This is a genomic window from Nocardia sp. NPDC001965 (genome assembly GCF_053594175.1).
In genome coordinates, this window is the sequence record NZ_JBSFDZ010000003.1 from 365,913 (window position 1) to 376,194 (window position 10,282).

Here is a 10,282-nt window from a genome sequence, read left to right on the forward strand (position 1 = left end):
GCATCGACCGATCATTCGGGAAGCCTGAGCGCATGCGGGGTATCGATCTCCGCGGGTTCGCGCGGCTCGCGGCAGGGGCGATGGCGTCGACCGTCCGTATCGGATCCGCTACCGCGCTGGTGGCGCCGGCGCTCGTGGGTCCGGCGGTCGGGCCGGTTCGCGATTGGGCCCGTGTCGTACTCGGCGGTCCACCACGCGAGGGTGCGGACGAGGCAGGTGTCGAGCCGGCGTGGGCGTCCGGACGCAGGCTGCACATCGATCTCGACCGGACCTCGCTCGGGGCGAACGGCGCAGTGGATCCGGCGGAGCTGGCACGGCTGGTCGCCGACGGGTCCGGCGTCGTGTCCGCACACGTCGAGGAGCTACTCGGGCGACTGGTGATCGAGCTGGCGGAGGCGGCGGATCCGGACGAGATCCGCACGATGATCCGCCCCGTTGCCGACTTGCCGCGTGCCCGGCAGGAGCCGGGAACGCACTACCGCGGGCTGTTCACCGACCCTGGGGACCCACTGGCGGTCGCGGTTCCGGTGGTGGCCGCGGTGGCCGATGTCCTGGCCATCGGTACCTCGGTGGTCGGATGGCTGGGCCGGTTTCCCCGCGCACCGCGGGCCGCCCGCGCCGCTGCGGCGGTGATCAACCATCAGCCGCGGATCGTCGCGCTACTGGAGTCGAAGCTCGGACGCGCCGGTACCGATCTGCTGACGACCATGTTCTCCGCGACCGCGCACGGGCTCGGTCTGGCGCCCGCCGCGCCGCTGCTGGATCTGGTCGCGCGGACCGCCCAGATCTCCGAGGCACTGGCGCGCCGGCAGATCTGGTGCGAGCGTGAACCCGGGCTCGCGGCCGCCGCCCGGCCGCGCGGCCCGGCTGCCGCGACGCTCTTCGCGGCGGAGCAGGCCGGCTCGGATCTCCGCCCGGCGGCCGAGGAAACGGTCGCCACCGTGGCGTCCGGCCCGGTCGATGAGTATGCCGAACAAGCCGCGAACGGATCGTTGGTGGCGGCCGCGGGCACACTGCTCGGGGGCGGTACGGCCGACGATATCGCCGATACGCTACTGGCCGGAATTCCGAAGGCCGCGCATATGGGCCGAGAGGCCTACGCGCTCGTCCTCGGTCGGGGATTGGCGAAGGCGGGCTCATTGGTGCTGGACCCGGGGGTGCTGCGCCGGCTCGACCGGGTCCAGGTGGTTGCCATCGACGGCGCGGCACTGCGTGGTGACACCCGGGCTGTGCTCGAGGTCGAGGTCTCGGCGCCGGCGTGGCGCCGGGGACGGATCTTCGAGATCGCTGATGCCCTGCTGCACGACGAGCCGATCCCCGCGTCCGTCGACGAGGTCGGTTTCTACAGCGCCGCGCTGCAGTGGCATGAGCCTTCGGCTTCCACTGTGCCGGGAACCGACCGTGCCGACCTGCTCGTCGACGGCGCGGTGGTCGCCACCGTGACGATCGGGTGGGAAATCGACCCGTGCGCCGTTCCGCTGATCGAGACCGCCCGACGTACCGGTGCGCGGGTGGTGCTGCGCAATGTCGCCGGCACCGAGGAACTCGGCGCCTCGGTCACCGCCGCCTACGACCCGAGTGTCGGCCTGCTCGAACTCGTCCGGGAACTGCGCGTCGACCGTGGCCCGGTACTGCTGATCTCGTCGTTGCATCCGGACGCCGACCCGGTGGATACCCTGGCCGCCCTGGCGCTCGCCGATATCGGGGTAGCCGTCGACGATCCCGCGGCACCGGCACCGTGGACCGCCGACCTCGTCACCGGCACCGATCTCACCGACGCCGTCCGGGTGCTCGCGGCGGTCGTGGCTGCCCGCCCGGCGATCGACACCGCGGTGCGCCTGGCCAAGGCGGGCAGCACATTGGCGGGCCTGCTCGTGGTCACCGGGGAAACCGGCCGGCGGACCCGGCTCGGGCTGGGACGCTGGCTTGCTCCGGTCGATGCCGCGGGCGCCACTGCCTGGATCCTGTGCGGGCTGGCCGCGCAGCGCGTGGTGCGGTCCCCGGACCCGCCGCCGCAACCACTCACCGCCTGGCACACCCTCGACCCCGCGATCGTGTACGCGCGAGTCCTCCGTGGCCGGCGGTCACCGATTCCCGAACCCGCGCCGAACTGGCGCCGCAGGGCCTCCGTCCTGTCGAACAACGTGGTGAGCGAACGACTGCGGGTACCCACAGCACTGCTGGCCCGGCTTGCCGGGGCGGCACGCCGGGAACTGAGTGATCCGCTCACGCCCGTTCTCGCCATCGGCGCCGCGGCTGCCGCGATCCTGGGCAGCAATGTCGATGCGCTGCTGGTCGCGGGCGTGATGAGCGTCAACGCACTGGTCAGCGGCATCCAGCGGCTGCGCGCCGAGGACGCCGCGGCGGCCCTGTTCGCGGAACAGGAACAGGCTGTCCGCCGGGTCGTTGTTCCGAAAGCGACCACCGGGAACCGACTGGAAGCGGCGCGGACCTCGGACCGGGTCGGTGTCGTCTCCGCGGCCCGGCTGCGGCCCGGCGATATCGTCGAACTGCGGGCGCCGGAGGTGGTACCGGCCGATGCCCGGCTGCTGGTCGCCGAGGATCTCGAGGTCGACGAGTCCTCGATGACCGGTGAGTCGGTGCCGGTGCTCAAACATGTCGAGCCGGTGGCCGGCCCCGCCGCGGAACGCGCCAGCATGCTGTTCCAGGGCAGCACGATAGTCGCCGGGCGGGCCCGCGCAATCGTCGTGGCCACCGGTCCGGCCACGGTCGCGAATCGCGCGATCTCCACCGTGTCCGGCGTGGCACCCGCCACCGGGGTCCAGGGCAGGCTACGTGATCTCACCGGCCGGGTTCTGCCGCTCACATTGGCAGGCGGTGCGGTGGTCACCGGATTGTCGCTGGTGCGCCGGGGACCGCTGCGCCGGGCAGTGGCCGACGGGGTGGCGATCGCTGTGGCCGCCGTACCGGAAGGGCTACCGCTGGTGGCGACAATGGCCCAGCTCGCCGCCGCCCGCCGGTTGTCGAAACTGGGGGTGCTGGTCCGGGCGCCCCGGGCATTGGAGGCCATCGGCCGCGTCGACACCGTCTGCTTCGACAAGACGGGCACGTTGACACTGAACCGGCTCGCCGTCGTGACGGCCGTGCCACCGGATTTCCCGCCGGGCGGCGACCTTCCGGCGATCACCGATCCAGCGGCCGCTGCGGTGGTGCGGGCCGCCGGGTGGGCCTGCCCGCGCCCGGACACGGGCGAGGGGCACACACATGCCACGGACGAAGCCGTCTTCACCGCTGCCGCACGCCTGCCGGAGGACGGTCCCGAACCGATCGTGCTCGCCGAGCTGCCCTTCGAATCCTCCCGCGGATATGCGGCGGCTGTCATCGTCGACGGCAGTCCCGGCACCTCGGCACGGTTGGTGCTCAAGGGTGCCCCGGAGGTGATCGTGCCGCGCTGCCGGTTCGACACCGGGTCCGCCGGCCGGGCCGCAGCGGATGCTCTCGTCCACCACCTGGCGGATCAGGGTCTGCGGGTACTCGCCGTCGCCCAGTGCGACCTCGACTCGATCGGGGACGGGACTCGATTCGACCAGGACCGGATCGAGGAACTGGCAACCGATCTGACCACTACCGGTTACCTCGGTCTCGCCGATACCGTGCGAGATTCGGCGCGTCCCCTCCTGCAGCAGCTGGCCGCCGCCCACTGCGCCGTCGCGTTGATCACCGGCGATCATCCAGTCACCGCCCGTGCCATCGCGCGCCAACTCGGTTTCCCGGCCGACGCCCGGGTCGTCACCGGTGCCGAACTGGCCGCCGCCGACGAGAACGCCAGGGTCGAACTGGCGGCCTCGGCCCAGGTTTTCGCGCGGGTCGGTCCGGAGCAGAAGGTGCAGGTGGTCGCGGCTCTGCAACAGTGCGGGCGAGTGGTCGCCATGGTCGGCGACGGCGCCAACGACGCTGCGGCGATCCGGATGGCCGATGCCGGTATCGGGGTGACCGGACGCGGTTCCTCACCCGCCCGCGAAGCCGCCGATCTGGTTTTGACCGGCGAGAACCTCACCGCACTACTCGACGCTCTCGTCGAAGGCCGCAATATGTGGATCGGTGTCCGCGATGCCCTGACCCTGTTGCTCGGGGGCAACGCGGGCGAAGTGGTGTTCACCATCCTCGGCACGGCCCTCGGCCGCGGCGGCGCCCCGGTGAGTACCCGCCAGCTCCTGCTGGTCAACTTGCTCACGGACATGTTCCCGGCGCTCGCCATCGCCGTGTCACCGCCGAGCCGCCCGGCCACGGGGGCGCCGGCCACGACCGGTACCGGCTATCCGGATTCGGTCCTGTCCGCACCCGCACCATCCCTCGGCCGTCCGTTGGTCGAGGCGATAGTCCGTCGCGGTGCGGCCACCGCCGCCGCCGCGACCGCCGCCTGGGCGATCGGCCGATGGACGCCGGGTACCCGGCGGCGCTCCGCGACAATGGGGCTGACGGCACTGGTCGGCACCCAACTCGCCCAGACGCTGGTACTGCGGCACGACGATCCGCTCGTGGTGGCCACGGCGGTCGGGAGTGCGGCGGTACTCGTTGCTGTCGTCGAAATACCCGGCGTCAGCCATTTCTTCGGGTGCACACCGCTGGGTCCGGTGGCCTGGGCCGGTGTGCTCACGGCGGTCACCGCCGCCACCGCGGTGGTCGTGCTCTCTCCGGCGTGGTTCGCTCGGCGCACCGAGGAGCTGATCGATCGTGTCGACCGGTTGCCTTCCACTCTTCCGAGCGCGACCATCGATCACGTTCACGCTCGTGGGCAGGCTTCTCCGGCGCCCGCCGGGGCGGTCCGGAACCGTTAGTCATCGACGACGAGAGGATCGTGTCCCATGCCTTCACCCAGTAAAGCGAACAGTACCGGTCGGACCACCGCGACCGGCACCGGCGAATCGGCTCGTAAGAAGGTCCGGGCGAAACCGGACGGGCAGGCCACCGCCGAGACCGCACCCGCGGCCACATTGGCGCTACCCTTCCTCGACGCCGAGGTCGCCATCCCTGGTCAGGGCATCAAGATGAAAGCGGGTCCGGTAGAGCTGTCTGTGCCCACCTCCTATCTGTATTACGGCGGGCTCGGTGCGCTCGCCGTGGTGGGAGCGGTTGAATGGCCTATCGCCGGTGCCCTCGCGGCGACCGGGCTGATCGTCGGCCGCCTGCGCAGATCCGCCCCCGAGCCAGCGGCCGTGGCCGCCACCGGGACCGCGACGTAGCGTCGTTTCGTGGCCAAGACCGGTAGCGTGCGAGACGGTAGGTGGAGCTACCGTCTCGCACGGTGAATCGGCGCAGATCGGGTAGGCCGATATCCGGCGCGAACGGGGTCCGCCGCGGTCGGGGGGTTCGGGTGGGATGGTGCCGGTGGTCGGGTCGACCGTCGCGGGAATCGCGGTGGCGGCAGTGTCTCTGATGGTGGTGATCTCGGCGCGCCCGCTGTCGATAGCGAACGACTCCTCGGGACGCAGGAAGCGGGAGACGCTGGATATCAGCATGACCAGGGACATCGGTGTCAACGTGTGATCGAGTCGACGATGACTACGTGTGCTTCACGCAGCGGCCGGGGTGCCGATTCGGGGCGGGTGTGTCCGGGATAATCTTGCCGAGCTGGACCGGCCGCGCCGGTGTGGAGTATCGCCAGGGGGAGAACGTGCGCGCCCATCGCCTTTTTTCGCGACCTACCACAGGTCGCTTCAACGGATCTCGGACGTCCGAGGGTTTCTCGCGGGTGCGAGCAACAGCTGCGGCGGTCACCGCCGCCGCGCTCCTGCTGAGCGGATGCCAGAGCGCGGCCGAGTCGGCGACGGGGGAGGCCACACCCTGCACAGCGGCGCCGGCGGAGACCGGCGAGGACGAGTTCGGTGATGGTGCACTCGCCGAAGGAGCGCGTATGGCCGAGGCTTTGGTGTGGCCGGCCGAGATCGACCCGGCTTACATCCGCCACAGCAGCTCCGGTGTGTTGACCGGTTCGCGGCTGATGGTGACCGCCGGACACAATAACGAGGTCGCCGACGCGGCCGAGGACCATGGGCTGCTCGCCGGGTTCGTGAGCACCCGGTTTGCCGGGGACGCCGGGTCGCGGGACAGTCGTTGGCTCATCCACGCGATCATGCGGTTCCGGGACAGCGCGAGCGCGTGTGCCGCGGCGACCGACCTTGCCGGGGCCGCCGTACGGTCACGGGGAATGATGGACACCGCAGACCGTGAGCCCGCAATTCTCCCGGGCGAGGCCGACACTCATTTCAGCCTGCGCGACCAGAGTGGGCGGCTCGACGGTCTGGCAGTCACCTCATATGACGATTATGTCGTCTACACCGAGGCCCGCGGCCGCGACCGCGCGGAGATCGAGCGCGTGCTCACCCGGGCGCTGGAACTGCAGCGCCCGCTGCTGAACTCCTTCGCGGCGACCCCGGTGCCGGAGCTGGCACGGCTTCCCTACGATCCCGATGGAGTATTCGCGTTGTCGGTCGGGGCGAACGCCACGGGACCGGGCGCCTATGGGCCGCGTGGTGCTGTGGTATTCGCCGAGGACCAGGTGACAGCTGCTCGGCTCTATCCCGAGCTGGGAGTGTCGGCGATGGCGAACAAGGGAACGACCGTGTACCGCACCGCCGATCCTGCGGGCGCCGCGCGGCTCCGCGGGTTCTTGACGGAGGCGATCGCCGCCGCGCACGGCAAAACCGCTGCGCCGGCGCCCGGCGAACTGCCCGAGACTTCCTGCCTTTCGGACGGCAGGGATCATCCGAACGCCTGGACCTGTGTCGTTTCGGCTGGTCCCTATGTGGCCGAGGCGTGGGGTCGCGGCCAGGACGAAACCCATCAACTCGTCCGGGAACAGCACGCGGTCCTCACCGCAGCCGAGTAGGCGACTCCGCGGTGATCCGCGTGGTCGGTGGCCTCCTGGCAGCGCTAATCGCGCCAGACGGGTGGGCGTTTCGCCAGGAAGGCCGCCATCCCTTCGCGGGCGCCGGGAAGTTGAGCGGCGGCGGCCATCACTTCCAGGGCGAGGGCATAGGCATCTGCTTCCGGGCGGTCGAGTTGGCTGTAGAGAGTGCGTTTTCCGAGTGCCTTGCTGGCCCGGCTGCCCCGGGTAGCGCGGGCGAGTAACGCGTCCACGGCTGTGTCCAGCTCAGCGTCCGGCACCGCTCGGTTGATCAGGCCCCACTGTTCGGCGGTGCGGGCATCGATCGGGTCGCCGGTGAGGGCCAGTTCCATCAGGCGTTTACGGCCGACAGCGCGGGCAACCGGAACCGCGGGGGTGTGGCAGAACCAGCCACCCTTCCCGCCGGGTAGCGCGAAACCGGCCGATTCGGCGGCGACGGCCAGATCGCATGACGCCACCAGCTGGCAGCCGGCGGCCGTGGCCAGACCGTGCACTCGGGCGATCACCACCTGCGGCACCGACTCGATGGTCGACATGAGCTCGGTGCACAGGATGAGTAATTCCCGCACGCCGAGCAGGTCGCGCGCGGCGACGTCGGCGAAATCATGTCCTGCGGAGAACACCGGACCGTGCGCCCCGAGAACTATCCCGGTGGCGTCGGTCTCGCCGACGGCCCGGAACGTGGCAAGCAGTTCGGCCAGAAACTCGCCCGACAGCGCATTGCGGCGCTCGGGCCGGTTCATGGTGATGCGCACGGTGTCGACGTCCCGCGCGACCAGCAGATGTCGACACTCCGAGGCGGTCATATCTTCACCGTAGATCTCTTCGGGCACCGAGACGACACCTCTGGGGGCATCCAGAACCACCGGCCCGGCCGCCGTTCGGTTCGTCGGGCCCGAAGACGTGGAGTCGCACGACTCCGGTAGCGGGTCGTCGAACAGGACGAGTTTCGTCCCGGACCGTGACCAGCTGAACTTCTACCTTCGTCTCGACCCCCGCACCCGGGGATGAGGAAGAGCCGGACCACCGGTCGGCGAGAGTATCGCGAGTTCCCCCCGTCGGGCAGCCCGCCACCACCGCTGTCCGGAGTGCACGGCACGCCGGACTCTGCGCACGGCGGGTACCTGTGTGAGCAGGTGTAGTTGATATCGCCATGGCGCTTGTGGCCCGTGCCGGGCCGCCATCGCACAGGCGAACTGTACGGCGTTACGGTCGAGATACCGGTCGGCGTGTTCGAACCAGGTCATGCTGGTACGGGCGGCGGCCTGTATCGGGCGCAGCGCAGCGCGCCGCTGCAGATCGTAGTTCGCCAGCGCATCGGCTACCTCGGCGTGCTCGTACAGGTTCTGCGCGAGTGCGATGGCGTCGACGATTGCCAACCGGGTACCCGAACCGATGGTGAAGTGCGTCGTGTGCGCGGCATCGCCGAGCAATACGACGTTGTCGTGATACCAGGTCTTGTTGGTTACCTCGGGAAAGCGGCTCCATTTCGCGAATTCGCCACGTGTCTTGCTGATCAACGAGTGACCGTCGAGAATGCGCGTGAATATGTTCTCCAGAACGCGCAGGTTCTCCAGGTGGTCCTGGGAATCGAAGCCCAGTCCGTGCCATGTCCACGGTTGGCACTCGACGATGCAGGTGCTGATCTTCCCGGCAACCGACGGGTAGGCATGAAACCAGATCCAACCGGCGGAAGTGTGTTCGAAGGCGAAGGTGAAACGGGTGAAGACCTCGTCGGTGCCGAGCCAGATATATCGATTCTCGCCGAGGCTGACGGACGTGCCGAAACAATGATCACCCAGCTGCCGTATCCGGCTGTTCGCGCCATCGGCGGCGACGACGAGATCGGTGTCGCCGAATCCGGACAGATCGTGGATCTCTCGCTCGTGCCGAACGTCGACGCCCAGATCACTCGCCCGCCGAGAGAGAACGTCGAGTAATGCCGCGCGCCCGATGCTGAACCCGTAACCGCCGAAATACGCAATCCGATCGTCGCCCAGGTGAATTGCCTGTTCGCGCCACAGGACCGACCCGGCACGCACCGCCCGGGCGCTCTCCGGGTCATTCCGATACAAGATGTCGAGCAGGTCGTCCCAATACACGACGCCCCAGCCATAGGTGGCCCCGGGCGGATCACGGTCGATCACCGTGATGTCATGGGCCGGGTCGCGACGCTTCATCGAGATGGCAAAGTACAACCCGGCCGGCCCGCCACCGACGCACACGATCTTCATCTCGTCACCAGCTCCAGCCCGGCTGGTCGAACTTCACCTCACATGGTGGGTGGTGGATGGGCCCGAGCCCGGCACGCTGTGCGCGGCCGGGCACGGTCACCGGCGCTAGAAACTGCCCCAGCCGCCCCAGCTGGACGGGTTCCACCAGTTCCATCCCCAGCCGCCGCCGTTGCCCCAGCCGCCGCCGTTGCCCCACCCGTCGCCGTTGCCCCAGCCGCCGCCGTTGCCCCAGCCGCCGCCGTTGCCCCACCCGTCGCCGTTGCCCCAGCCGCCGCCGTTGCCCCAACCCTCGCCACGACCCCAGCCGCCGTTGCCCCCACCGGGTTTGTCGACGCTCTGGCTGGCAGACGTGGGTGTGGTTGCGTGCGCGGTAGGCGCTTGCGGTGCGGTGGCGACAACCGGAATCGCGGCAATCGCGGCTATGCCGGCTGCTGCCGCCAAACGGGTGAACTTCGTGTGTGAATTCTTTCCAGTCATGATAGGGCTCCAGTTACTGTCCCGACCCGCTTGAATTCTACGCGCCGAACTCTGGAAATCGCCGCGTTCGCTCCTTTATAATTCGCCGAATTCCCGCCATTACCCCCGATCCGGCACTGCCCGCGTACTCCGCGGCGGAGCGAGCCGGTGGCGAAGCCGCACGAGGAGCAGTCCGAGTGCCCCGCGCTGTCTTTACCCGCAAACGGGCGAAGAGCACCCGGAACGACATCGCAGCAATCGGCCGTCCGGACACTGAACGACCTCACCACGGCAGAGCGGGATCAACACGACGACGGTCGGCGCCTGATATCCACCCTGATCCGGGCGGGGTCGGATGGATCGCACCGGAGAGGGTGCGTATCGCATTGCGGTGTCGGTGTTCGGAATCGGGTATACCGCGCAATCGAAACTCGATAGCGGTTCTGCGGCAGAGCCGTTGAGGTCCGACCGGCAACTGCCCTCGGCGACGTGGCCTGCCCGGTGGTGCCCGCAGAACAGGGCCGTTCTGCACGGATCTGCTCGAAGGGTGCAACGCTCTGGTCGTCGCCGGGGATCTGTGTGGGTCCTTGATACCCTGTCACACTGCGCCGGCCCGTCGTCACGGTCGTGCACTCGCAAGTTCTGCGGGACGGGTGGATCGCGACCGGCCTGCCCGCGATCACCGATCGGACCATGACCGGCATGGACAGGCTGGTCACCGCGA

At 69.4% G+C, this 10,282-nt stretch carries 7 protein-coding genes; 4 read left to right on the forward strand and 3 right to left on the reverse strand.

The annotated features are described in order from the left end of the window. Positions 1-32: 32 nt before the first annotated feature. The 4 genes from ACWCPQ_RS08225 to ACWCPQ_RS08240 all read left to right on the forward strand — a co-directional run bounded on the left by ACWCPQ_RS08225 (position 33) and on the right by ACWCPQ_RS08240 (position 6,850). On the forward strand, positions 33-4,799 hold the full coding sequence (locus tag ACWCPQ_RS08225) for a cation-translocating P-type ATPase (protein ID WP_449896127.1): 4,767 nt from the start codon (positions 33-35) through the stop codon (positions 4,797-4,799). A 27-nt stretch (positions 4,800-4,826) separates the two neighbouring features. Beyond that, positions 4,827-5,204 carry a hypothetical protein gene (locus tag ACWCPQ_RS08230; protein WP_449896129.1) on the forward strand — a complete coding sequence of 126 codons (378 nt, stop codon included), beginning with the start codon at positions 4,827-4,829 and terminating at the stop codon, positions 5,202-5,204. Positions 5,205-5,349: 145 nt separating this feature from the next. Then, positions 5,350-5,508 carry a hypothetical protein gene (locus tag ACWCPQ_RS08235; RefSeq protein WP_449896131.1) on the forward strand — a complete coding sequence of 53 codons (159 nt, stop codon included), beginning with the start codon at positions 5,350-5,352 and terminating at the stop codon, positions 5,506-5,508. Between the two features lie 205 nt (positions 5,509-5,713). After that, positions 5,714-6,850, forward strand: a complete 1,137-nt coding sequence (locus ACWCPQ_RS08240; RefSeq protein WP_449896132.1) for a DUF7373 family lipoprotein — start codon at positions 5,714-5,716, stop codon at positions 6,848-6,850. A gap of 44 nt (positions 6,851-6,894) precedes the next feature. Here ACWCPQ_RS08240 and ACWCPQ_RS08245 read toward each other — a convergent pair whose 3' ends face one another. From ACWCPQ_RS08245 to ACWCPQ_RS08255, 3 genes are all read right to left on the reverse strand, one after another. Continuing rightward, positions 6,895-7,674 (reverse strand): enoyl-CoA hydratase-related protein, encoded by a 780-nt coding sequence (locus tag ACWCPQ_RS08245; RefSeq protein WP_449896133.1) that lies wholly within the window; start codon positions 7,672-7,674, stop codon positions 6,895-6,897. 171 nt (positions 7,675-7,845) lie between these two features. Beyond that, positions 7,846-9,102 carry an FAD-dependent monooxygenase gene (locus ACWCPQ_RS08250; protein WP_449896135.1) on the reverse strand — a complete coding sequence of 419 codons (1,257 nt, stop codon included), beginning with the start codon at positions 9,100-9,102 and terminating at the stop codon, positions 7,846-7,848. A gap of 105 nt (positions 9,103-9,207) precedes the next feature. Continuing rightward, positions 9,208-9,579 (reverse strand): hypothetical protein, encoded by a 372-nt coding sequence (locus tag ACWCPQ_RS08255; protein ID WP_449896137.1) that lies wholly within the window; start codon positions 9,577-9,579, stop codon positions 9,208-9,210. Positions 9,580-10,282 lie beyond the last annotated feature (703 nt).